Annotated in this window: 16 protein-coding genes and 1 pseudogene; 11 read left to right on the forward strand and 6 right to left on the reverse strand. The window is 36.9% G+C overall.

What is annotated here, in order from left to right; all coding sequences use genetic code 11:
- Positions 1-33: 33 nt before the first annotated feature.
- From I600_RS05730 to ruvX, 3 genes are read right to left on the reverse strand one after another with little or no spacing between them, the layout of a single operon-like run.
- Positions 34-462, reverse strand: coding sequence for a DUF5606 family protein (locus I600_RS05730; protein ID WP_058103514.1), 429 nt, complete (start codon positions 460-462; stop codon positions 34-36).
- 60 nt (positions 463-522) lie between these two features.
- Positions 523-1,113, reverse strand: a complete 591-nt coding sequence (gene def, locus I600_RS05735; protein WP_058103515.1) for a peptide deformylase — start codon at positions 1,111-1,113, stop codon at positions 523-525.
- On the reverse strand, positions 1,114-1,524 hold the full coding sequence (gene ruvX, locus I600_RS05740; RefSeq protein WP_058103516.1) for a Holliday junction resolvase RuvX: 411 nt from the start codon (positions 1,522-1,524) through the stop codon (positions 1,114-1,116). It lies immediately after the preceding gene.
- A gap of 99 nt (positions 1,525-1,623) precedes the next feature.
- On the opposite strand from ruvX, the gene I600_RS05745 reads away from it, so the two are divergent.
- The gene (locus I600_RS05745) at positions 1,624-2,439 is read left to right on the forward strand and encodes a 2,3,4,5-tetrahydropyridine-2,6-dicarboxylate N-succinyltransferase (RefSeq protein WP_058103517.1); all 816 of its coding nucleotides are present in this window, start codon (positions 1,624-1,626) and stop codon (positions 2,437-2,439) included.
- Between the two features lie 3 nt (positions 2,440-2,442).
- Here the strand turns inward: I600_RS05745 and I600_RS05750 are convergent, their stop codons facing one another.
- Positions 2,443-3,405 carry a beta-1,6-galactofuranosyltransferase gene (locus I600_RS05750; protein WP_245188847.1) on the reverse strand — a complete coding sequence of 321 codons (963 nt, stop codon included), beginning with the start codon at positions 3,403-3,405 and terminating at the stop codon, positions 2,443-2,445.
- Between the two features lie 216 nt (positions 3,406-3,621).
- Between I600_RS05750 and glf the strand changes: the two genes are divergently transcribed.
- The 3 genes from glf (at position 3,622) to I600_RS19600 (ending at position 5,810) form a co-directional block, all read left to right on the forward strand.
- Positions 3,622-4,734, forward strand: coding sequence for a UDP-galactopyranose mutase (gene glf, locus I600_RS05755; RefSeq protein ID WP_058103519.1), 1,113 nt, complete (start codon positions 3,622-3,624; stop codon positions 4,732-4,734).
- Between the two features lie 159 nt (positions 4,735-4,893).
- Entirely contained in the window at positions 4,894-5,688 is a 795-nt protein-coding gene (locus I600_RS05760; RefSeq protein ID WP_058103520.1) for a glycosyltransferase family 2 protein, read from the forward strand.
- Positions 5,688-5,810, forward strand: coding sequence for a hypothetical protein (locus I600_RS19600; protein WP_394332426.1), 123 nt, complete (start codon positions 5,688-5,690; stop codon positions 5,808-5,810). The genes I600_RS05760 and I600_RS19600 overlap by 1 nt, the downstream gene beginning before the upstream one ends.
- A gap of 342 nt (positions 5,811-6,152) precedes the next feature.
- On the opposite strand, the pseudogene I600_RS19605 reads toward I600_RS19600, so the two are convergent.
- Positions 6,153-6,488 (reverse strand): annotated as a pseudogene (locus I600_RS19605) (glycosyltransferase); the annotation flags it as partial.
- A gap of 98 nt (positions 6,489-6,586) precedes the next feature.
- Here I600_RS19605 and I600_RS05770 point away from each other — a divergent pair.
- The 6 genes from I600_RS05770 to I600_RS05795 are packed head-to-tail and all read left to right on the forward strand — an operon-like array spanning position 6,587 to position 12,112.
- Positions 6,587-7,417, forward strand: coding sequence for a hypothetical protein (locus tag I600_RS05770; RefSeq protein ID WP_058103522.1), 831 nt, complete (start codon positions 6,587-6,589; stop codon positions 7,415-7,417).
- Between the two features lie 16 nt (positions 7,418-7,433).
- Complete coding sequence (locus I600_RS05775) at positions 7,434-7,994, forward strand: L-threonylcarbamoyladenylate synthase (protein ID WP_058103523.1); 561 nt, start codon at positions 7,434-7,436, stop codon at positions 7,992-7,994.
- Positions 7,995-7,998: 4 nt separating this feature from the next.
- Entirely contained in the window at positions 7,999-9,423 is a 1,425-nt protein-coding gene (locus I600_RS05780; protein ID WP_058103524.1) for a CCA tRNA nucleotidyltransferase, read from the forward strand.
- Between the two features lie 14 nt (positions 9,424-9,437).
- Complete coding sequence (locus tag I600_RS05785; RefSeq protein WP_058103525.1) at positions 9,438-10,472, forward strand: COX15/CtaA family protein; 1,035 nt, start codon at positions 9,438-9,440, stop codon at positions 10,470-10,472.
- A 26-nt stretch (positions 10,473-10,498) separates the two neighbouring features.
- Complete coding sequence (locus tag I600_RS05790) at positions 10,499-10,996, forward strand: IS1096 element passenger TnpR family protein (RefSeq protein WP_058103526.1); 498 nt, start codon at positions 10,499-10,501, stop codon at positions 10,994-10,996.
- A 57-nt stretch (positions 10,997-11,053) separates the two neighbouring features.
- Positions 11,054-12,112 carry a nucleoid-associated protein gene (locus tag I600_RS05795; RefSeq protein ID WP_058103527.1) on the forward strand — a complete coding sequence of 353 codons (1,059 nt, stop codon included), beginning with the start codon at positions 11,054-11,056 and terminating at the stop codon, positions 12,110-12,112.
- 84 nt (positions 12,113-12,196) lie between these two features.
- Here the strand turns inward: I600_RS05795 and I600_RS05800 are convergent, their stop codons facing one another.
- Complete coding sequence (locus tag I600_RS05800) at positions 12,197-13,285, reverse strand: hypothetical protein (RefSeq protein ID WP_058103528.1); 1,089 nt, start codon at positions 13,283-13,285, stop codon at positions 12,197-12,199.
- A 162-nt stretch (positions 13,286-13,447) separates the two neighbouring features.
- Here I600_RS05800 and I600_RS05805 point away from each other — a divergent pair, with 162 nt between their 5' ends.
- Positions 13,448-26,281: a T9SS type B sorting domain-containing protein gene (locus I600_RS05805; protein ID WP_058103529.1), complete on the forward strand. Its 12,834-nt coding sequence runs from the start codon at positions 13,448-13,450 to the stop codon at positions 26,279-26,281.
- Positions 26,282-26,397 lie beyond the last annotated feature (116 nt).

The raw sequence follows: 26,397 nt of genomic DNA on the forward strand, positions 1-26,397 counted from the left end.
AGGCTTTTTTTATTTATTATTACAATATAAAGGTTATTTCTCCTCAGAAGCTTCTTCGCTGGCAACCTCTTCGCTTGAAAAATCGGTGATTTTATTATCTACCAATATATTGTACCATTGGATTACCTTTTTAATGTCACTAACATAAACGCGATCCTCATCGTAGTTAGGTAATACTTCAAAGAAGTATTCTTCTAATTTGATCTTCTCTTCTTTATGCCCAATAGATGTTTTACCACCATCTTCTTTTTCTTGTATTTTTTTGAATACATCTCTTAAAGGCACTTCCTCTTCAAGTGTATAAATGGCAATTTCAGACAAAACACTAACGCTGCTACGTAAGCTTACCGTAATTCTTTTTCCATCTAACAAGGACTCCGCCACAAACCCTGTTCTAGTTTGGGTAATTAATTTATATAAACCTGGTTTTCCTGCAACGGATAAAATCTTCTCTAACCCCATATACTCTTTTAAAATTTTAGTCGACAAATATTATACTTTTCTATTAATTATGATATGATTTTAACGTCCTTTTTTTAATGACGGAAATTTCATTCTATATTCAACACTGATTTTTCCTTTTGAAATATTGGCCAATCTGCCCTTAATCATTCTTTTCTTTAAAGAAGACAATTTATCAGTAAACAGTACTCCTTCAATATGATCATACTCATGTTGAATTACACGTGCCAAAAGACCACTATACGTTTCTACATGTTCTTTAAAATTTTCGTCTAAATAACTGATCTTAATAGTTTCCTTTCTGCGAACATCTTCACGAACATCCGGTATACTTAAACAACCTTCGTTAAAAGCCCATTCTTCACCAGTTTCTTCTTCAATAGTCGCATTTATGAATACGCGCTTGAATCCGTCCAATTGCTTTTGTTCTTCCGGTGTTAAATCCTCATCGCCACTAAATGGTGTTGAATCTACCAAGAATATACGTATTGGAAGCCCAATTTGAGGAGCCGCAAGACCTACGCCACTAGCATTGTACATGGTGTCCCACATGTTGGCAATCAATTCATTCAGTTTTGGATAATCTTTATCTATATCATCCGCAACTTTTCTTAGTACGGGATCACCGTAGGCAATAATGGGTAATATCATTTAAACTGTTTTTAAAAAGTCTTGTAATATAATGGTTGCACTGATCTCATCTATCAATGCTTTGTTCTTTCTTTGTTTTTTCCTTAATCCGCTATCCAACATGGTCTGAAAAGCCATTTTAGAGGTAAAGCGCTCATCATGTCTTTTAATGGCCACCTTAGGAAATTTCTCTGCCAACTTCACTAAAAAAGGAGCAATATGCACTTCAGATTCAGAAGCGGTATTATCCATTTGTTTAGGTTCGCCCACAACTATGGTATCTACATTTTCATTAGGTATATAGTCAGCTAAATATTCAAATATTTTAGGAGTAGCAATAGTAGTTAAACCAAAAGCTATCATTTTCATATCATCGGTAACTGCCAGCCCAATACGTTTTTCTCCGTAATCAATTGCAAGGATCTTTCCCAAACTAAATTTTTGGCAAAAATAAAGGATAATTTGTTATATGTGCCCTTGACCATGGGTAATTACTGTACTTCAACTTATATTTGAGAAAATTTTATGAAAATGACAGAATTAAGAGCTCAAATAGAAAAAGCATGGGAAAATAGAGACCTTTTGAAGGAGTCTGCTACCCAAGATAGTATTAGAGAGGTTGTAAATCTTTTAGATTTAGGAAAATTGAGATGTGCCGAGCCTACTGAAGATGGATGGCAGATCAATGAATGGGTCAAGAAAGCAGTAGTTATGTATTTCCCTATTCAAAAAATGGAAACTTTAGAAGCTGGTATTTTTGAGTACCATGATAAAATGCCATTAAAAAAAGGGTACAAAGAAAAAGGAATTCGTGTAGTACCAAATGCCGTTGCAAGACATGGAGCATATATTTCAGCAGGTACCATTTTAATGCCTAGCTATGTAAATATTGGCGCTTATGTTGATGAAGGAACCATGGTAGATACCTGGGCAACAGTAGGTAGCTGTGCTCAAATAGGTAAAAATGTACATCTAAGTGGCGGTGTTGGTATTGGTGGTGTTTTAGAACCTTTACAAGCTTCGCCGGTCATCATAGAAGACGGTGCCTTTATTGGTTCCCGTTGTATTGTTGTAGAAGGTGTTAGAGTTGAAAAAGAAGCCGTTTTAGGTGCAAATGTTGTTTTGACCATGAGTACTAAAATAATTGATGTTACAGGTGAAACTCCGGTAGAGACCAAAGGTGTTGTTCCTGCTCGTTCAGTAGTTATACCTGGCAGTTACACCAAAAAATTCCCTGCTGGTGAATTTCAAGTACCATGTGCATTAATTATTGGTAAGCGTAAGGAAAGCACCAATAAAAAAACATCATTGAACGATGCACTTAGAGAGTATGATGTAGCGGTTTAAATTTTAAACCAATGCCACTACTTTGTTGATAGCATGAGAAAGGTAATAACCGGAAGACACCTTCACCTTTACCTTTTCTACGTTAGAAACCATAGTAGCATAGTCTTTAGAATCAAGGTTAGCTAAAACAGTATCAAGTTCGTCTAAAGAATTTAAGGTAATACCTATTTGTTCTTTTTCAATGAATTTAGCGATAGCTGCTTTTTTCCAGACAATTACAGGTAATCCGCACAAGAGATATAAAGATGTCTTGTGCGGATTATTATATAACAAGTATTTACCAAAATCCCCTGAACATTCGGTCAAAGCATTACCGTTCCAAATTAACCCGAACGAACCGTTTATTTCATCAATTACCTGTTCCGGTGAAAAAACACCTTGATAATCGAGAATAGAATTAGTTTGCTCAGCATCAGCGGCATTGAAACCATTACCATATAATTTCAATTTATAATTTAAAGGGCTAAGGTTGTCCATACTATATAGAAACTCGCTTTTTTCCTTTCCTACCCCCCCTGCGAAGACTACATCGTAAGGAGTATTGAGCGTGGCATGCTTATTACTGGAATGAATATAATCGAACAATTCTAAGCTGACCAACTGTGCAGTACAGCCATTATCCTGAAACCACTTTTTCATAGATTCGTTATGAACTATGATAAAATCAGCTTTATTAAACTTCGCCATTTCACCATTTAAATCTTTTGACTTCCCCATTAAAAATTTTACATCATGAATGATAATAATTAGTGTACATTTTTTTAAAGCAACGACATTGGTGATATACCCAAAAAACTTACTCAATGGATATTGCATGCAAAAAACCGACTTTCTTGGCAAGCGAATTAACCCTTTTGTGATTCCGAAAAAACTAATAACCGCACCTATCGCCGAACTGCGGTAATTACTTTGTTTAAAACCTAAATTTTTAAATCCGTTTTTTTCAAGAACTATCTCGCAGTCCATTTTTGGTTTAGAAGCCGCATTCTTTGAAAATTTATAATTCCTAGAAATAAAAAAAAGATTATTTGAAGTCATGAAGGTATTAATTAAGCCATTTTTGCCATGCAATTATACCATTTTAAAATAAAGTTTTTAAGTTAAGTCTTAAACAATTGTAAATATTTTCATGTTAATAAATTTAGATTTCAAACTGTATCTTTGAGCATTAAATTTTAAAAAATGGCATCCACAAAAAAGTATGATTTCCTTATTGTAGGCGCAGGTCTATACGGGGCAGTTTTTGCCCATGAAGCAAAAAAAAGAGGTAAAACATGTTTAGTAGTAGATAAAAGGGAACATATAGGAGGTAATACATTTTGTAAAAAAATAGAAGATATCAATGTGCATGCCTACGGAGCACACATTTTCCATACCAACGACAAAAAAATTTGGGACTATGTAAACGACTTTGTGCCTTTTAATAGATATACAAATTCACCAGTTGCCAATTATAAAGGTTCATTGTTCAATTTGCCTTTTAACATGAATACTTTCCATCAGCTTTGGGGAGTAAAAACTCCTTCAGAAGCTAAAAACATAATAGAAGAGCAAAGCAAAAAACACCAAACAAAAAAACCTCAAAACTTAGAAGAGCAAGCGCTCTCATTGGTTGGTGAAGATATTTATTACAAACTGATCAAAGGGTATACAGAAAAGCAATGGGGAAGAAAAGCCACAGAATTACCTGCATTTATAATAAAACGTCTACCGGTAAGATTTACATTCGACAACAATTATTTTAATGATAGCTACCAAGGCATTCCAATAGGTGGATATAACGAACTTACTGGAGGGTTACTTGAAGGTATAGATGTACAGCTTGGCGTCAATTACTTTAAAGATAAAATTGCCCTAGATGGGATGGCACACAAAACGGTCTTTACAGGTAAAATTGATGAGTACTACGGTTATGAATTTGGCAAACTAGAATACCGAGGTTTACGTTTTGCCAATGAAGTTTTAGATATCGAAAACTTTCAAGGCAATGCAGTTATTAATTATACAGCAGTAGAAATACCATATACTAGAATTTTAGAACACAAACATTTTGAATTTGGGCAACAAAAGAAAACGGTCATAACAAAAGAATTTCCATTAGAGGCATCAACTGAATTAGAACCCTATTACCCCATTAACGACGATAAGAATAACAGTAGGTATTTAAAATATAAAAATAAGGCTTCCAAAGACTTAGTCATTTTTGGAGGTAGGCTAGCTGAATATAAATACTATGATATGCACCAGGTTATTGGAGCTGCGTTAGCAAAAACTAAAAAACTTTTTGATAATTGAACGCAACCATTCTAAAATATACCCTCTTATAAACTGAACCAAGTTATAATACTGGATTTTAAACCTGTAAGAATTTTACTTCTTGACACAATTTTTTAATTCTTTTTTTGTTATAACTTTGTTCGCTCCGATTAGAGCAAACCTATCAAATTGGATTGTATGATTACAAAAAAAGAACAACTTACCGCATTAGTAATTACGTATAATGAAATTGGTTTCATTGAAAAATGTGTAGAATCTGTTTCTTTTGCTGACGAAATTATTGTAGTTGACTCTTTTAGTACTGACGGAACCTATGAATATTTAAAGGAACACCCTAAAGTAAAAGTCATTCAAAATCCGTTCGAAAACTTTACCGCTCAAAAATCTTTTGCTTTAAAACAGGCTAAAAACGACTGGGTTTTATTTTTAGATGCTGATGAGATTGTTTCAGATGCTTTGCAAAATGAAATAGAAGAAACAATATCAAGTGGTACCGAAATTGCTGCTTTTTGGTTTTATCGACAGTTCATGTTCAAAAATGAAAAATTAAATTTCAGTGGATGGCAAACAGATAAAAACTACCGCCTTTTTAGAAAAAGTAAAGCTGTATTTTCCGATTGCAAAATTGTTCATGAAACATTGGACGTGGATGGTGATTCTGGTATTTTAAAAGAAAAACTAACACATTACTGTTATAAGAGTCACGAAGACTACAAAGGTAAAATGCTCAAATATGGTCGTTTAAAAGCTATTGAATCTTTTTACAAGGAAAAAAAATTCAGTTATATAATGATGGTCTTAAAAACTAGCTGGAAATTTTTTAACCACTATATATTAAGACTTGGTATACTTGACGGCAAAAAAGGCTTTACCATTTGTTATTTGAATTCTTTGGGCGTACTTGAACGCTATAGAGAGCTTAAAAGGTTAGAACAGAAAAATGAGCTTGCGTATTATTTGGTAATGCCATAGTGTGTCCACACACTTTTTTCCTTTTTGGTGGCATTTCTAATTCCAACATTTTTTGCAATAGACTCTGGTGTTTTGTAACCTCTTTTGTGGTCCAAATGAACACAAACAGCACTGTAACGTAATTGCTTTGATTTTATACCAAAATTGAATAACCTTTCGCCCAATTCCCTGTCTTGTCCACCGTATTGCATACGCTCATCAAAACCGTTCACATTTTCAATATCTTTCTTCCAACCAGAAGAGTTATGACCGTTCCAACTAGCGTTGGTAGGTGTTACCCAGTTAAGGATTTTTGAAATGATCCCCCGAGCCGTCAACTTATTATTCTTGAATGTCTGCGGAATTCCTTTTTCTTTTAACCACTGAATATTAAAACAACGCTGCTTTTCAACATCCTCTAAAGTAATTAATTTAGAGATATTCATTGGTAGCATGTAATATCCACCAGAAATAAAATAACCAGGTTCTTTATTTATGTAGTGAACTTGAACAAAATCTTCTCGCGGTATACAATCACCATCGGTCATGATAATATAATCTGCAGAACAAGCCGTAACCGCTTTATTAAGTATCCTAGATTTTTGAAATCCGTCATCTTCTTGCCAAACATGAACTATGGGGTAATGAACCTTTTTTGCCATTTCTTCAAGAAGAATTTTGGTAGGTTCCTTTGAGCCGTCATCGGCAATAACCACTTCAAAGTCTTTGAAAATTTGTTGCTCAAAGCCCCAAAGTACCTTCTTCAACCACTCTTCGGCATTATATGTACTTACAATGATACTTATTTTAGGAATCTCCATGCTACGTTTCAAATTACTGCAAAAATATAAAACTCTTATCTATCTTTGACCAAGAAAAGATGCTCTATTAATAATAGATCAAAATACAGCAATGTAAAATGAAGCTAAAAGAAATACCGGTATCAATTTATAACGCTGCCAAACTTTTATCAATATCTTCTAAAAGTATGGTTAACGTACAGAAAGAAGAAATTCCTGTAATTGTTTCATTAACCTCCATTCCTTCAAGGTTGCATACGCTGCACTTGACCATAAGAAGTATCCTTAATCAAGAAGTAAGGCCTACAAAAATAGTATTATGGTTACATCACTCCTTAAAGGATGAAATTCCAGAAAAATTGGTATCATTAGAGTCTGATTTGTTTTCAATTTTATATTCTGATTTAACCTGCTCACATAGAAAATTGGTTCATAGTTTAGAGCTTTACCCCAACGATATTATAATTACATGTGATGATGATATGATGTACAGAAAAAATTGGCTTCATTTATTATATCAAGAGCATAAAGCCAATTTAGACAAGGTAATAGCTAATCAAACTAGGTATATAAGTTATAGCTCAGCTGGAGAATTACTTTCTTACAAAAGTTGGATCAAGGATAAAAACACCAAGAATAATGAAGACGCAATTATTGCAATTGGTGCAGAAGGGGTACTTTACCCTCCTAACTGTTTATCAAAAGAGGTAACAAATGCCGATCTATTTTTAGAATTAGCACCAAAAGCCGACGATTTGTGGTTTAAGGCTATGGCATATTTGCAGGGAACAAAAACAATATTAGCAGCGCATAGAGCAAAAACACCAATACCTATCATTGGGTCTCAAAAACAATCTTTGAAAAAATCGAACATAGGTGGGGATAAAAACAAAACTCAATGGCAAGCTATAACACAACATTATAATATAACACCAGATAAATTTCTTTAATTATACCCTATCAAAGATGACTGAGGAAATCAACAAATGCATAGAAGTTTTAGAAAATGGCGGACTCATACTCTACCCTACCGATACCGTTTGGGGAATAGGTTGTGATGCCACCAATGAAGAAGCGGTTCAAAAAGTATTTCGATTAAAACAACGAGAAGACAGTAAAGCATTAATTTGTTTGGTCGCCAATGACGCAATGCTTGAGAAGCACATAGAAAAAGTTCCTGACCTGGCCTATGACCTTATGGACCTTTCTACAAAACCAACCACTATAATTTACGATAATCCACGTGGTATAGCCAAAAACCTAATTGCAGCGGACAATACCCTGGCCATTAGAGTAGCTTCTGACAAATTTTGCAGTTACCTAATTGGTAAGTTTAAAAAACCAATTGTATCAACATCTGCCAATATATCAGGAAACAACACTCCAAATTCTTTCCAAAATATAGATCAAGCCATTTTAAAAGGTGTAGACTATGTGGTAAATTTGCACAGAGAGAAACAGAATAGCTCCGCCTCATCAATTATTAGACTTTCTAATGACAATACGGTGAAGGTTATTCGAGAATAACAACATGCAAGAGAGCCATATAGACGCTTTAAACAACCCTATTTTCAAAACTATTTCAGAAGCTGCAGAAGAACTTTCTGTAGACTGCTATGTTATTGGTGGTTTTGTCAGAGATTATTTTTTAAAGAGATCCATTCCTAAAGATATAGATGTCGTTGCTATTGGCAGTGGCATAGCACTTGCCGAGAAAGTAGCTTCAAAATTAAAGGGAAAACCTCAAGTTTCTGTTTTTAAGAATTTTGGTACCGCCATGATCAAAAGTGATGGCATTGAGCTAGAATTTGTTGGCGCACGTAAAGAAAGTTATACCAGGGATAGCCGTAAACCAATTGTTGAAAACGGCACCTTGGAAGATGATCAAAAAAGAAGGGATTTTACTATAAATGCATTAGCACTTTCTTTAAATTCATCTAACTATGGTGAGTTATTGGACCCCTTTAACGGTATAACGGATCTTGAGAACAAAATAATCAAAACTCCTTTAGAACCAGGGGTAACCTATTCAGATGATCCCTTACGCATGATGAGGGCTATACGATTTGCAACACAATTAGATTTTCATATTGCACTACCCTCCTTACAAGCTATTACCGAAAATAAAGACCGTTTAAAAATTGTATCCAACGAGCGAATATTGGACGAGCTCAATAAAATTATGTTGTGCAAAAAACCGTCCGTAGGGTTTTCACTGCTTCATAAAACAGAACTTTTAGCTTTAATTCTACCAGAGCTTACTGCGTTACAGGGCATTGAAGAAATAGAAGGGCAAAAACATAAAGACAATTTTTGGCATACGCTAGAAGTGGTCGATAATATATCTGAAGCTACAGACAGTCTTTGGTTACGTTGGGCAGCGTTATTACATGATATTGGAAAAGCACCAACCAAAAGATTCCATAAAAAAATAGGTTGGACATTTCATGGGCACGAATTTGTGGGGTCTAAAATGGTCTATAAGCTGTTCAAAAGGTTACGCATGCCATTGAACGATAAAATGAAATATGTACAAAAGCTCGTACTTATGAGTTCTAGACCTATAGTTTTATCAGAAGATTTTGTGACAGATTCTGCCGTACGAAGGTTAATATTTGATGCAGGTGACCATGTAGAAGATTTAATGACCTTATGTGAAGCGGATATCACTACAAAGAACCCTAAAAAACAGCGAAGGTATCATCAAAATTTCAAAATTGTTCGCCAAAAGATTGAGGAAGTAGAAGCTCGCGATCATGTTAGAAATTTTCAACCACCTATTAGTGGAGAAGAAATTATGGAAACATTTTCCCTAAAACCGTCTAAAGAAATCGGGATTATCAAAGAAGCGATCAAAGAGGCTATTTTAGAAGGAGAAATTCCAAATGAATATAAAGCTGCACAAGAATTTATGTATCTTAAAGGTGCAGAACTAGGCTTACAGACTACTAAATAGAATGGATACTTTTTATGGATATTACATTTAGAAAAATTGCCAAAATATCGTTAGTCTTAGTTTACTTGGTAATTGTTGCCGGTGCAGTAGTAAGAATGACAGGCAGTGGCATGGGATGCCCAGACTGGCCCAAATGCTTTGGTTATTATATTCCACCAACAGATGTTACGGAAATTAAGTGGCAAGCAGACAGAACGTTTGAAAAAGGACAAGTGATTATTTGGAACGAAACCTTACAAGTTTCAAAAGAAACATTTACCACTACAAATTCATTTAATGAAGAAAACTGGGAAATGTATACCAAGCATGACTACGCCGAATTCAACCCTTGGCATACTTGGATCGAATATATTAATAGATTGTTTGGCGCCCTAGCTGGGTTGGCTACACTTTTGCTAGCCATTATATCATTAAAATTTTGGAAAAAGAAAAAGCGTATTCCTATATTATCATGGTTAGTGGTAGTAGGTATGGTTTTTCAAGCATGGTTAGGCGCTACGGTAGTATACTCAGTTCTAGAACCTGCCAAAATTACCATACACATGCTCATGGCATTGGTCATTGTTGCCATGCTCTTGTACATCATTTATTTGGCCAATAAAGAAAACAAAAGTATAAGGTATGACAGAACGGTACTGCATTTTAGTCTAATAGCATTAGTGTTAACCTTAGTACAAATTGGTATGGGCACACAGGTTCGTCAATTTGTAGACGAGCAAATAGATATATTTGGTTATGACGCTAAAAGTCTATGGCTACAAAATCCTGAGGTTTTATTCTATATACATCGATCTTTTTCAATCATCGTACTTTTGATCAATGTATACTTGGTTTACCGGATCACCAAACTAAACTTAGGACATTTTAAAATTTACTGGGTCTTGTTTTTATTGGCAGTAGAGGTAATTACAGGTATAGCCATGAACTATTTAGATTTTCCTTTTGCAAGTCAGCCGTTACACTTGGTATTGGCTTCAATTCTATTTGGAGTTCAATTCTACATACTTTTAGATGCATTAAAGCCTAGGAAAAACATCAAAACTTCGTAACTTTGCCCTCCCGCAAAATTTAAGGTATGATTTATAAAATTCGTGTGATTCTAGACGCCGAAGAAGATATTTTTAGAGATTTAGAAATTGAAGCTCATAACTCTTTAGAGGACTTTCATAATACTATTACCCAGGCATTTGGCTTTTTAGGCAATGAAATGGCATCTTTTTACACCTGCGATGAAGAGTGGAAACAAGACGAAGAAATTGCACTTTTTGATATGAGCGAATCTGGTTCTGACGTTCGTTTAATGAACGAAACTTTTTTAGAGGACATCATGACCGAAAACAACCCAAAGTTGATTTACGTTTATGATTTCATGAACATGTGGACCTTCTTTGTAGAACTGGCGGATATACAACCAAAAGAAGATGGTCGTGCTTACCCTAATGTACTATTCACATTTGGCGAATTACCTGAGACACCACCAGAAAAAAACTTTGAGGCAGAGAACAGTGCCTTTGATTTTGATGATACCTTTGATAATTATGATGACTTGGATTTTGATGAGAACTGGAATTAATTTACCAGTTACCAAATGAACCAAAGTCACGTATAACCATTTAATTTATAACATTTTATGATCAACCTATATGCTACCCAAATAGAAAGTATCTCTATCCACAGAGTTGGTAACAAAAATAAAAATGAAGGTATATTTCTTTCTGAAGAACCATTTAGACTTAATGACGAAACTACTGGTCTATTAAAAGAATACTTCTTTAAGCCTTTTAGGGAAAAGGAAGAAAATTATTATAAACTGGCCAATGAAGTTGATGTGGAATTCAACGAATTGTTCAAAATTGTCAGTGAAGTTTTTGAGGACCCTTCTAAAGCACATTTAAACTCTAAAAAGGTAGCTTCTTTATTATTTGAACAATCTAATCACCCGCATATTAAAAGTGGTGAGGTATACGTAGCTTACCTATCCGGTCTATTGTTGGACAATAAAAAAGTAGATGCCATAGGTATCTTTAAAAGTGAGCTCAAGCATGATTTTATTCAGTTTGAAGAAAAAGGGAGCAATTTGGATATTGTTATTCAACAGGGTATAAACATTAACAAGCTTGACAAAGGTTGTTTAATATTCAATGTTGATAAAGAAGAAGGTTACAAAGTACTTTCAGTAGATAGCAATAAATATGACACCAAATATTGGTTAGAAAATTTCTTGGGTGTAGACCCGCTTTCAGATGATAATTTCAAGACCAAAAACTATTTAAAGTTCTGTCAGAATTTTGCAAAGGACGTGGTTTTACCAGCGGAAGATAAACAACAAGAGGTTCTTTTTATGAACCGAGCGGTTAACCATTTTGCAAAAAACGATTCTTTTGAAGAGTCTTCTTTCTTAAATGAAGTAATGGAAAACCCAGAATTGATTCCTGAGTTCAAACATTACAAAACGGAAAAAGGACCTAAGTTCAGCATTGAAGATGTATCCAATTTTGACATTGCCAATAAAGCGGTATCAGATGCTCGTAAAAAAATTAAGAACGTTATTAATCTTGACACCAACATACAGATCAAAATGGATTTCATAAATCCTGAATCTGCTGAAAAATTTGTAGAAAAAGGCTGGGACGAAGAAAGACAAATGTACTATTACCTAGTGTATTTCAACAAAGAACAGAAAAGCTAGCCTTGTCTAACTTTAGTATTAAAAAAGCCATTTTTCATCACACGAAAAATGGCTTTTTTAATACTATGACTACCATAATATATACTAGCTGTTTATTTTAATATTATGCTCAATAATCTGCTTTACACTGACATCTTCATAATTTCTACGAACAAAGTTCAAAGCTAGGTCTAGCACCTCTCCCATTGTCTTACAGTTCTGAAAATCCATATCCATGGTCAATACCTCAATTTGTTCCCTTAACATGGCAATATTATCTGGTGTAGATATTTCATCGGTCTTACAAATAGCACGTAACTTCTTTATTCTATTACCAGAACTTAAAATACGCTTAGCTACCATAGAACGTTCTTCCAGTTTATATTGATCAACAGAATCATGGGTAAGCTTACTTCTAACCAATTCTACCATTTGATAGTTCTCCTTAAAGAACTGAGGTCTATACACCTTTAATTTTCCTTCAAAACACTGTTGATCAAAATCAATGGCACGTATTTTATACACTACGTGATCAAAATCATGTGTAGGCACAATGACATAATTATATGATCGCATATCTCCCAAAAGCCTAATCATACAACGCTCATTGAACTTAACAAATTCCTTCGCCAATTGCGCCTTTTCTCGTGGAGTACACTTAGGTAAATTATTCTTGATAAATTCATCTCCGGGAATACCGGCAATATGTTCTTCAATCAAGGTATCCTTATAAACCAAAAAGTTAAGGTTGTAAGGAGAAAGCATATGCTCCAATTCCAACCCATAAATACGAGATGCATCGGTCTTTTTTATATAGAAATAAGTAAAGTTATCGTTTAGAATATTTCGAATTTTTATCCGAAATGGTTTTGAATTCCCAAACGTGCAAAAATCCACCGCATCAACATTTAAATATTGATGAATATTATCACTACCATCAGATAATAAAATGGAATATACTTTCTTTAAACTATCATCTATTTCCTTTCTATCGAATTCAGAATAATATGCGCGTACCCAAAGCGTATCTTCATCATTTTTATCATAGACAACGACCGACCCTGAAAACCGTAGTAAATCGTCGTAAAATATAGGAATTTCAATTTTTCTACTGTAATGTTCCAGGTAGCCATCTAAAGCTTCGCTTACGGGGTAAGCCGGCTTTTTTTTCGACATTAATTTTTCTTCTGACATAGCACGAATTTACTAACAAAATACACAATTCATTCCAATAATTTTTTTCATGCATATAGAATTTGGCCATACATTGACATAATACGCGGTTATACAACAATTTTTTACAAAGCAGGTAAAAGGTATCGTTATTTGTTTTAAGAACTACTTGAAACCAAACTGATGATTACTCCGATTAAACACCTTTTCAAATCCTATTTATTTTTTCTGCTTGCTTTCAGTTCTTTTTTGGGAACTGCCCAGTTGAGCGACTTGCATTATTTACCACCAATGAAGCAAGGTCAAAATAATGCAGGTATTCAAAACCAGGCAATTTATTTATCTACTCCAGAAACTACGCCTTTCAACGTATACGTGTACAGAGGTACATCTAACACCATTGAAAGGACTATTACCATAGACAATCTAAACCCTGGTGTTTGGACTTTGGGTAATGGAGACAATAATATCACCCTTGTAGACAACAACAATACCGGAGTAGTATTGACCAATAGCGGGTTGCGCTTTGTATCAGCCGGTGGAGAAAAGTTTTATGTGAACTATAGAGGTAAATCTGGTTCACAGGCAGCATCGTTAACCGCCAAAGGTAGACAAGCAATGGGAACCAACTTTAAATGGGGCGGTGTTCCAAACAAAGGTACCCATTCATCAAAATCGAATACATTGGGTATTATGGCCACGGAAGATAATACAACCGTTGTATTATCCGGTTATGATCCTGGTTGTGAATTTAGGGTAGGCGGCAACAGAGCTGGTATAACTGCCAACTCGCATACTATAACATTGAACGCCAATGAATCTTTCGTGTATGAAACATATATTGGCAATACACATACACAGGCACATGAAGACGGTTGGATAGGTGCCTCTATCGTATCTACCAAAGATATTGTAATAAGTAATGGTTCTATAAACTTTGGAAGTCAAGACGGACAAAGCCATAGAGATGCCGGCATTGATCAACCTGTACCGATCAATAAACTTGGTAAGGAATATGTATTTATACGAGGAAACGGTAACACCAATGGTCTTACGGAGTTTCCTTTAGTTATTGCCACTGCAGACAACACTCATGTATACGTGAATGGAAGCACAACACCTTTAGCAACTATTGATAATGGAGAATTCTTTAAAATTCCTAGCAGTTATTACTCTTCTAATTCAGTAGGTGCTAACATGTTCGTTCAAACCTCAAAAGACGTCTATGCCTACCAATCTATGGCGGGATCTAGTAATTTATATACGCAAGGTTTAAATTTCGTTGCTCCGGTCAACTGTCTTTTACCAGATGTAATGGACAACATTCCAGATATTAGGAACATAGCAGGTACTACGGTTACAGGCGGGTTAACTATTATTGCTTCGGTTAATACAGCGGATTCTAATGTTAAGGTGTTTGAAGACGGCGTTGAAATTTCAAAACCTGCCTCTGATCCTGTTGCCGGTTCTGATGATTGGAAAACTTTTTACATCCCTAACTTAGATGGTGATATCAGTGTAACCTCAACCGGACCAATGGCTATTGGCTTTTTTGGTTATAACGGTGCACAAGGTGTTGCCGGCTATTTTTCAGGATTTGATACCGTACCAGAAGTAGTATTAAGAATTAATGGCGGTGTTGAAGGCGAGTGTTTTTCTGGTTCAAGTATATTTGAGGCGTCAGATGACAATTTTGATGCATATCAATGGTATTTTGATGGTGAGATCATACCTGGAGCTAATTCTTTTGAATATGCCGCTACTATTGCAGGTGATTACTACGTTAGAGGTACTAAAGGTCCTTGTACCTATGATTCACAAACCATTAAAATTTTCTATTGTGAACCAGACGTACTTATAGAAAAAACAGTGGACAAACCTGAAATAGTTGAAGGGGAAACCGCAACTTTTACCATTAGGGCAGAGAATTTATACTTTAATGATATCACCAACTTACAGGTTTCGGATAATATTCCCGCTGGTCTTTCATTAGTACAAGCGACAACAATAACAGGTACGTTTAATGGCAGTGTGTGGAATATTGGAACGCTGGCTCCCGGTGAAGTAGCATTTTTAACTTTAGAAGTAATTGCAGACGAAATAGACATTTTACCTTTACTGAACCTCGTCAATACAGCAACCAATACTCAAGACCAAACAGACGCAAATCTTACAAGAGATGAGCCTTCTGCACGAATTATAGTTCATAATGATTTCGATAATGACGGGGTTGTAGATAGTGTTGATTTAGATGATGACAATGATGGAATTTATGATGCTGTTGAACAAATGTGTATTATATCCAGTGAAGTTAATTTCAGTTCACCGTCCAGCACTGTTCAAGGTGGTACTGCGGTAACAGAAATTTTCTCTAACTACTCCGGTTTTTGGCGAAGTTCTACAACATCAAGAAATCCGGTTTTACCAAACTTATCACATGAATTATTGGCATTCACGTCCGGTGGAACTACTTTCTCCACAGGGGTTGCAGACGATAATCTTTTTGATACTGACGGTAATGGTTTATTAGATGGAATAGACTCCAACAATGATGGATTTTCAGATATTTCAGCTACAGAATCTAGCTGGATGGCCTTAACCCCTTCAAATAATATTTATGGCGAAGCAACATTTGAAGCGAATTTAAATGACGGGAACAACGATAATGCTTTAGGGTTGACCATTATTAACGACCCTACCACAGACCCATTAAATCCTTTATTGACTCACGGACAAAATGGGTTAGATCTTGGTTCCGGTATTGTTAATATTGGTGACACATGGACTTATGAAATAGATCCTATAGTAGCTACCAATGTTGGTGATGGCATACCAGATATATTACTGACCCAAGTGGCAGACCCAAGTGGTGTTGGTCACGTTGTTAGTCTTTATGATGCAACAGGTGCACCCTTAGGAAATGCAGTACGTGTTCAAGCTTATAGTGGCGGCGCACTTGCAAATGTAGTTGGTTCTTACAGATTGGATATTTACCATTCTAATGGTAGCATTTTTTATAATAATACCACTAGAGATTACCGCTTGGCAACTGTAGAATTATCAGAATTTGGCATACCTACCGCCAATTTAGCTGACGTTGCTTATCTAAGATTACAACTTAGTTCAAATGCAGACGTTGCCTTTTTATCCTATAATACAGCGTCCTTTTCCGGATTTTGTGCAAATCTAGATACCGATTTGGATGGCTACCCAGATCACTTAGACTTAGATAGTGATGGCGACGGTTGTAGCGATGCCAACGAATATTACAAAGATGATGCTGCCGACGGTGGTGATGGTGGTGAATATGGCACAGGAGTTCCTGCAGTAGACCCTACGGATGGTACAGTAAATGCGGCATCTTACACTCAAGTATTTGCACCGGTAATTGTTTTAGGCAATACCTCAGAATTATTAGGTGGTACTGACATCAACGGTGAAAATGTAGACTTAGGTGACACATTCAATTATGTCATACGTTTTCAGAATACCGGTGATGATGATGCTACCAATTTTACGATTAAAAATGTTTTACCGGATAACGTTAGCTTAGATGATATTAACATTGATGATGCCCCGGGAGTAACCAACAGTTACGACGAAAGCACCAGAACAATAACCTTTACCATACCGGACGGTCTGGTTCAAATTGACGACCCTGAGTATAAAATAAAGATAACGGTATCTGTTGCTGGGGACTGTTCTGAGTTTGTTGCGGCCTGTGCCTCACAACTAGAAAACCATGCCTATGCCAATTACACGGGTACATTGAACACCAATACATTTTCTGATGAAGATGGTAGTAATCCGGCAGGTGCTTGTACCACTACTTTAGAAGTTGCAGCCAACAATGTTTCAGATGCCTTGGCAAATTGTAACGTAGCCCGTACCGTTCAACTTTGTGGTGCAAGCGGCACGCTTTCCGCAGGTCTAGGTTTTGATACGTATACTTGGGCAATCGACAATAACAATAATGGTGTTATAGATTCTGGAGATACTATTTTAGTTGATGGTACATCTAACACTCTAACCGTAACTACTATAGGTAACTATATTGTTGAAAAAACAGCAACATCAGGGTGTGCAAACCATACAGAATTAATTACGGTTGAGCGTTATGGAGAAACACAGACCAACCCAATCATAAGCTATTTAAATCAAGTAAATAGTGACAGTAATCCAGATAATGACATTCAAGGTGAGACGGTAACTTGTTCTAATGACAACAGTTCCATGCCACATATCTTTCTATGTGGTGATTTGGATAGTGCATTTATACAATTGGGCATTACCGATGCTTTGAGCATTACCTGGGAAAAACTTGACGAAACAAGTTGTGACACCGCTACTTGTGGCGATGTAAGCGACAACTGTGCCAATACAGATGGAAATTGGACATGGGAAGAGGAATCCGATGAAAATAATTTTACCGTTACCGAAAGTGGTAAATATCGTGTAGTCATTGGTTATGAAGGTGGATGTTTCAGTAGGTTCTATTTCAATGCATACCAAAATACATTGGATATTCCTGAACCGGATTCATCTGATATCATCTGTGATACAGAAGGTTCTATTCGTGTAATAGACTTAGGTAGCGGTTATGGTTATCAGTTATATGACGTTGAGAACAATACTATCGCAGTACCATTCAGTGCTGGTCAAGGTCCTAATTTTGCTATCGCAACTAGCGGTACTTACAAAGTACAGATTACACAATTAAATCCTTCAACAGGTGAGCCTATTGAAAACAGTTGTGTATTTGAAACGGAAGAAATAGGTATTGCAGAAAGAATTTTTGAGACAACATTAAGTTCAACTCCATTCGATTGTACAGAAGCAGGAACAATTTCAATACAAGCATTGAACGTTTCACCAGAATATAGCTATGAGCTTTACTTCGATAACGGTAGTGGTGGAAAAGGAGATTTGGTAGCCAATAATTTACTTTCTTCTGACAACACGTATACATTTCCTGGTCTTTCAGCAGATGATTATGTTGTGGTAACTACTACAACAGATGGTTGTATTGACGAAAAAACGATAACCGTAGATGAAATTCCTGAACTGAGGCTAACAGCAACAAATCAAGATAATATTACGTGTTCTGCAGGGGTAATTAATTTAACGGCAACTGGTGGAACAACAGGTTATGAATATGCCATTTATAGTAAAGATGGTGTAGCTCCGTATGCTGATGAAACAACTATTCCAGATTCGGAATTCACCTCTAACCCAACATTCCTTTTCGGTTATGAAGGTTCGCCTTCTACCTATATTCCAAATGAAGATGGTGATTATGTTTTTGTAATTAGGGATGATAACGGATGTTATGGGTTATCCAATATCGTATCAATGGAAGATTTAGGTACCATAAGCATTTCGGCATCGAACACAGATATTACCTGTGCGGATTCAGCTACATCTGTTTTGACGATTACTGCATCTGGTGGCAATGCTCCTTATCAATACAGTTTAGATGGCGGAGCAACGTATCAGACAGAAAACTTCTTTAATAATATAGCCGCCGGAGTGTATACCATTACCGTAATGGATACTAACAGTAACCCAGGTAATGCTTGTACGGAAACCTTAAAATATGAAGTTACCCAACCGTTCATTCTTACAGCATCACCTTCTATAATAGAAGATGCTTCTTGTGATACCTCTGGGGCCGCAACACCAACCGCAGTAGTAAAAATTTTAAATGCTAGTGGTGGTCAAGCACCATATACCTACAGTTTTGATGGTGGTAGTACATTCTCCAGCGTTGATGAGCAACGTTTGGCTCCCGGCAACTATCAATTAGCCATCAAAGATGCCCTAGGTTGTGAAACACCTTTAGAAATTACGGTACCAAGCTCTGCTATAGCTCCTACGTTCACCAATGCTATTACTTATGAGTGTGATGGAGACGGCATAGTGACGATCACGCCTTCTAACACTACCGACTTTACCTATACCTATAAATTAAACGGTACTGATAATGCCCCAATAGATAACAATATTTTCAACAATGTGGCTTCTGGTACCCAAACGATAACTGTTGGGTATACCAGTACTGTTGCTCCGGAGCAAAGTACCTTATTTTTAGAGAATTTTGGTGCTGGGGTTACTACACAAATTGCAGAAATAGGACCAGGATATTGCTACGAACCACAAGATGGAACTGAAACGGATTGTAACTTAGGTCCTGCAGGAATACTTGTAAATGCGGAATATGCAGTAACGAACAGAATTACCAACCCTAACACATCTTGGAGAAGTCCTAATGACCATACGGGCATAACAGATGGCAGGTTTATGGCAATTGGCGTTAGTACGTCTGCAGGAAATAACAATGTATTATGGTCTAGAACCGGATTGGAAGCTCTTGCCGATCAAGATATCACCATATCATTCTACGCTTACAATATTTTGGTGGACAATGCCTCTGGCAACGACCCAGAAGTATTGGTAGAATTGGTAGACGGTTCTGGAAATGTTATCAGCAGTCAAGCTACAGCTGCTATTCCACAAAATAATAATGCCGATGATTGGCACTTAAGAACCGTTACATTCAATCCAGGTGCAAATACTGCAGTAGGAGTGGTTCTACGTACCAATCTTGATAGCGACAACGGTAATTTCTTGGTGCTAGATGATATCCAGGCATCTCAAACTCCGGAAATATGTGAAAAAACTGAAGACATTACAGTAATCGTAGAATCTGGCAAAACTTTTGAAGTTGCCATTTTAGGTAGCACCGATCCTACATGTAACGGTAGTGATAATGGTAGCATACGTTTTGAAGTATCTAACTTTGACCCAACTTTTGGTTACCGGTATTCTGTTGATAATGGTGCAACTTGGACAACGGAAACTACATCACCTATTACAACCCCTGCAACATTAGCAGATGGTACGTACACTGTAATGGTAGAAAAAATAGATGACAATTCATGTACCGCAACCTCAGCAACATCTGCAACGTTGACGTCGCCAAACGTTTTAACGGCAGATCTTCAACAAACTGCTGAATTTACTTGCTTTAATACTGGGGCAACTTTGCAAGCATCTGCAAATGAAGGCACACCAGGTTATGAATATCAGTTAGAATTAACAGATAATACCGTAATAAGGACCTACGCTACCTCAACACAGTTCTTGAACGTACCGGCAGGTACCTACCATGTAAGAGTAAGGGATGATAATAATTGTGAAGCAGTTTCAACGGCTACCGTAACCGTAACTCAACCGGAGACTATTGCTTTTGGTTTAACGGCAACACAATGTTATGACGGTCAAAACAATGGTACTGTTACAGCCACGGTAACCGATGGTAACGGTAGTTACTCATTTAGAATTAACGGCGGAGCATGGCAAACACCTTCTCCAATAACCGACGTTACCTATACATTCAGCAACTTATCCGAAGGTACTTATGAAGTAGAGGTAAATGATGAATATGGCTGTGTTTCAGCCATACAATCCATTACCATTGCACCTACAATTTCCCTTAGTGTAGTACCGGTAAATGCAAGTGTATGTGCCAACGGAAGCTTGACGGCAACGGCATCAGGCGGAGATAGCAATTTCATGTATGCTTTTGTTCCTTCTGGCAATACAGTTACCAATGCCGATTTCTCTACTAGTAATACTACAACAATTGCCTTGGCAGATATTGGAGCTTATGATATTTATGTAAGGGATAAAGCAAATGGTACGGATGCTTGCCAAACTATGGTAACCGAAACCATATCGGCAAATCCGGTATTGGACATTACTGCTGTAGCAACTGACCCAGAATGTCATGACGGCACAGGTAATATTGAAGTTACTATTAATGACGGATTATCTCCTTTCGATTACCGATTAGTGGATAATAGCAACGGCACACCAGACCAAGTACAAACCAATGTTGTTGGTTCTACTAAAACCTATTATAATCTTGCACCAGGTGATTACGATGTAATAATTACCGATGAAGCAGGATGTTCTGAAACGGAATCTGTAACAATCACAGCACCAGCTGAACTTACAGCAGATATTGTATTAGCCTATGCAAGTGATTGTAGCGGAGCGGATACTGATTTTGGTTTCGATTTCACCAACGTTACTACTGGTTTGCCAGGTACAATAGAATATAGTCAAGACGGCGGTAGCACATGGCAAACAGGCACTAGTTTTAGAACTGGGTTGTCTTCTGGTGATGAAGTGTTCCCGTCCATTAGAACAATTGACGGTAGCGGCAATTTAATTTGTCAAACAGATTTACCAAGAGAAATCATTCCTTACCCATTAGATGATTTAGATATTACGACTACATCCGTAGTTGAAAATTGTGATGAATTAAAAGTAAAAGTACAAGGTGGCGAAGGAGTTCCAGGATACGAATATACTTTTTCAAGTGACCCTGCAAATTTTGATGAAAGTACCGCTACGTGGTACCCAGGTGGCACTACTGCCTTAGACGGTAGTACAGTACCTGCAGGACATGGTATGTATGAGTTTACAAATTTGATACCTGGTAGAACCTATGTTTTCTATGTTAGAGATAACAATACACCAGTGACATGTATTAGACAAAGTACAGTAAATGTTAACGAAATTGCCGGAGGTCTACCAATGACCATTACTCCAGAAATTAATCCTTCTTGTAATTTATCCAACAATGGAGAAATAACATATACTATAGTTGACGAAGACGGTTTTACCGAACCAAGTATGCAATGGACATTATTTGATACTGACAATAATGTAATTGATCAAAGTGCAGGTATAGTAACCTATAGCAATACCATTACAATTACTGGTCTTTCACCAAACGAATATTATATAGAAGTAACCCAAATAGATGGTAGTGGTGTCCAACAATGTATCAGTGCCAGTGAAAATGCCATTCTAGATGAATTGGATATTATTACTGGAAACCCACAATCTATTCAAGATATTTCGTGTGAAAACCCCGGGTTGATCTTAATAGACAATGTACAAGGTGGTGGCGGCACTTATTCATACACCATTACAGGACCTTCACCTTTTACCACTATTACGGCTACAGGTGATAACCCTATTGAGATTGCAGCTGGATCACCAGCAGGCATTTATACCGTTACGGTAGAAGATCAATATGGTTGCTCTTACCCACTTAATGATGTTACCATGAGCTTTACGGCCGCGCCGACTATTGACAGCATAGATATTTCAAATTGTAGTACAAATGCATCTGTGAATATCACTGCATCAGGTTCCGGTACAATCCTATACTCCATTGATGGTGGTTCTACCTATCAAAATAATGGAGGTGTCTATAACACGGTACCAGCAGGTAGTTATAGTGTATTCATTAAAGATGCTACAGGTTGTACCGAAGACACAAATATTGTGGTACACCCTACCCTACAAGCCTCTGCAAGTTTAGATAAGCAATTAGGTTGTGGTGCAGGTTATGAAGCTGAAATAGCTATAGAAGGTATTTCTGGCTCAGGTAATTATGAGTTCGAAATTTTAGATAGTGTATCTTCAAATGTGGAAGCAAGACAAACTCTTACGGGCGGTGCCATGAACGTACCGGTAAGCGTTCCAGACAATACTACAGATACCATTTATACGGTAAATGTATATGATATAGGTACTGCATCACCAAATTGCTTTAGAACTTTTGATGTCACCATTCCTGCGGCCGTTCGCCCGGATTTTACACCAACTCCAATTGAAGTTAGTTGTGCAGGAGCTGAAGATGGAAAAATTGAAATGGTTCAAGTTAACAATGGAAATAATCCGCTTTCATATACCCTAACCCCTATGCCCGCTGGTGCATCATGGGATGCCGGCACACAATCTTTTATAAATTTACCAGGTGGTTCTTATGACGTAACCGCTACGGGACAAAATAACTGTACCACAGTAAAGACTGTTGTTGTAGACGAAAATACAGCAATAACATTTACCGCACCGGTACCTAATCAATTTGGATGTGCTACAGGAAATGATTCCGACAATGCAACTATCAGCATCAATGCAAGTTCTATTGGTGGCGGTAGTGGAACCTACAACCGCTTTGAGTTTATAGATGACGCAACTGCTACCGTATTACAAAACAGTAGTAGTTTAACCTATACCCATACAGACGCGGCAGGTGGTGATATCATTGTTCGTGTTTATGACGATGAAGGTTGTTCTGCCGAACATATTGTAACCATTGACCCGTATGACACTTTCATAGATGCTACCATTATAGTGGATAGAGATTTAGACTGTGTAAACAGCGGAGAAAACATTACTATAAATGTAAATAGCACCGTTACAAATACAACTACAAACCTAGGTAATTACGAATTTAGAATTTTACCATCCGCAACCTATCAAACAGGTGATAATACCTTTGTAAATCTTGCAATTGGCACGTACACCATAGGAATAAGGAATGTGACCACTGGTTGTGAAATTACTAGAACCCATATCGTTGAAAACCCAAATACGTTCGATATTGAAGTAAATAAACTTTCAGATGTGGTATGTTTTGGAACAGACGGGGCTATAGAAGTAACATTTACAGATGCCACGTATACCGGAGATTTCAATTGGGAGGTTTTACATGCCAATGGCACATCTACCACAAGAACGGATGATACTGGAATTTTCAACGGAACAGGAACTACAGCTACCATACCGGTTGCTGCCGGAAGTTATATATTGAGAGCATCACAAGTGGGCACTCCAGAATGTGTACAAGAAAGGTCGTTTACGATTACCTCTCCTAGCGCACCTATAACGTTAGCTACTATTGCCACTACAGATGTGGGCTGTAGCAATGATATGGGCAGTGCCAACATTACACCAAATGGTGGTAAAGGGCCGTTCAATATTGTATTAACACATGTTAGCACAAATACTAATTATACTGCCAACCAAGTAAATAGCAATTTATTTACGGGATTAAGCGACGGTCAATATACTGTAGAAGTAACCGATAGTTTAGGTTGTACAGAAACTTTCACCAATGCATTTACATTAACTCCCCCAGAACCAATAATAGCTAATATTCAAGCTGTTAAAGGTTTAGAGTGCGAGGGTGATGCAGATGGGGAAATAACAGCCGGGTTTACACCTAGGTCGGTTTCCACTAACTATAGGTATGTTCTTAACACCTATGATGGCGACGGACCGGGAGCAACCCTATTGCAAACAACAAGCACCCAGACTACTGCTACTTTCACCAATTTAAGATCAGGGTATTACAGTATTACCGTTCTAGACGATTTAAATTGTTCTGACGAAACTGCAATTGTTCAGATCGTAGAGCCTATTGAGGTTAAGGGTCAACTAGTAACTGCACAAAGAGCAACATGTTTAAACGATGCCGAATTGTTACTGACAGCTTCTGGTGGTACAGGTCCATATATGTGGAATGAAGATGGCTCATCTACATTCTATGCAATGAACGAAACCAATGGACCCAACACCCATTTATTTACAGGTGTTCAACCAGGCACTTATGTTTATTACATTCAAGATAATCTTGGTTGTGTATCCGTATTAAGCAATAGTATTACGATCAACCCGATCATACCTTTAACGGTCAACCTTGAAAACGATAACCCAACAATTAGTTGTTATGGTGATAATACCGGAGTAATCGATGCAGAGGCACAAGGCGGGTTGGGTAATTACCAATATGCTTTATTTTCGGACGCTGGTCTAACTGTAGAAGTACGCGCTAATCAATCCACTGGTTTGTTCACAAACTTGATGGCCGGTACCTACTACGTTAGAGTACAGAGCGATGATTGTGAAGTATCTTCGGCAATGATCAATATTACAGAACCAGATGAACTTTTAATTGACACCAACAATACCAATATTGTAGATGTTACTTGTAACGGAGCTAATGATGGTAGCATTACTGTCAATATGCTTGGTGGTTCGGGCTCTTATCAATATGCTATTTCACCTAACTTAGATCGCTTTAGTGATGATAATACATTCGATGAATTGGCACCTGGTGATTATACCATTATTGCTCAAGATTCTAATGGCTGTTTTGAATTGATTGAGGCAACTATCACCGAACCGGAAATTCTTGAAGTGACCATTGCCAGTACACCCGAGATTTGCGTGGGCGAAGAAGATGGTACAATTGACTTGACTATTATTGGCGGTACCGCACCTTACAGTACACGTTTGGAAAGCGAAACAGATTTTGTACAGGATAGATTGAGTTTTACAGACTTGGCAGCGGGTGATTATATCATCTTTATTGAAGACGCGCAAGGCTGCGATGAAACGATTATAGTTACTATTGATCCGGGGGTTGACTTAAGCGCAACGGTTGAACCGGTATATGGTTGTAACGGTAACTTCCCAAGTAATTATGTAAATATTGTACTTAACGACCCAAGTATAGAAAATGATGTACTGTTTGGATTAGACACCGTTGATCCTTTGGAGATGCAACTGAACCCAATGTTCAGAGAGTTGACACCAGGTAGCCACTATATCAGTATTTCCCATGCTAACGGCTGTTTAACTACTTATGAAGTGGAAATAGAAGCTTTTGAACCTCTAGAGATTAGTGTTGAAGAAAGTAATATTAACCAAATAACCGCAACTGTTACCGGAGGTAGAGAAAACTATACGTTCTATTTAGGCGATAGGGATATGGGTTCTGAAAATGTATTTTACATTACCGAAACCAATACATACGATGTAACCGTGGTAGATGAAAACGGATGCGAATCTACTGCAAGTATATTTATAGAATTCATTGATATAGAAATCCCAAATTTCTTTACACCAAATGGTGATGGAGAAAACGATATTTGGATGCCATTGAACATAGAGATATACCCTGAAATCTTTGTTTCGATCTATGATAGATACGGTAGAACCGTTTATACCTTTAAGGATAATGAAGATGGCTGGGATGGTTTTTATCAAAACAATGAATTGCCAACCGGAGACTATTGGTACATCATTAAATTAAATGGTGAAGCTGACACAAGGGAAATGGTAGGTAATTTCACCCTTTACAGATAAAAATAAAGACAGTTGTTAAGCAACTGTCTTTATTTACTTTAATATAAAACCAATTTTATACACCAAGAATTTAGTATGAATTTGTAACAAACTGTCAAGTAAGTCGTCAAGTAAGC

Source organism: Maribacter dokdonensis DSW-8, assembly GCF_001447995.1.
Taxonomy (GTDB): domain Bacteria; phylum Bacteroidota; class Bacteroidia; order Flavobacteriales; family Flavobacteriaceae; genus Maribacter; species Maribacter dokdonensis.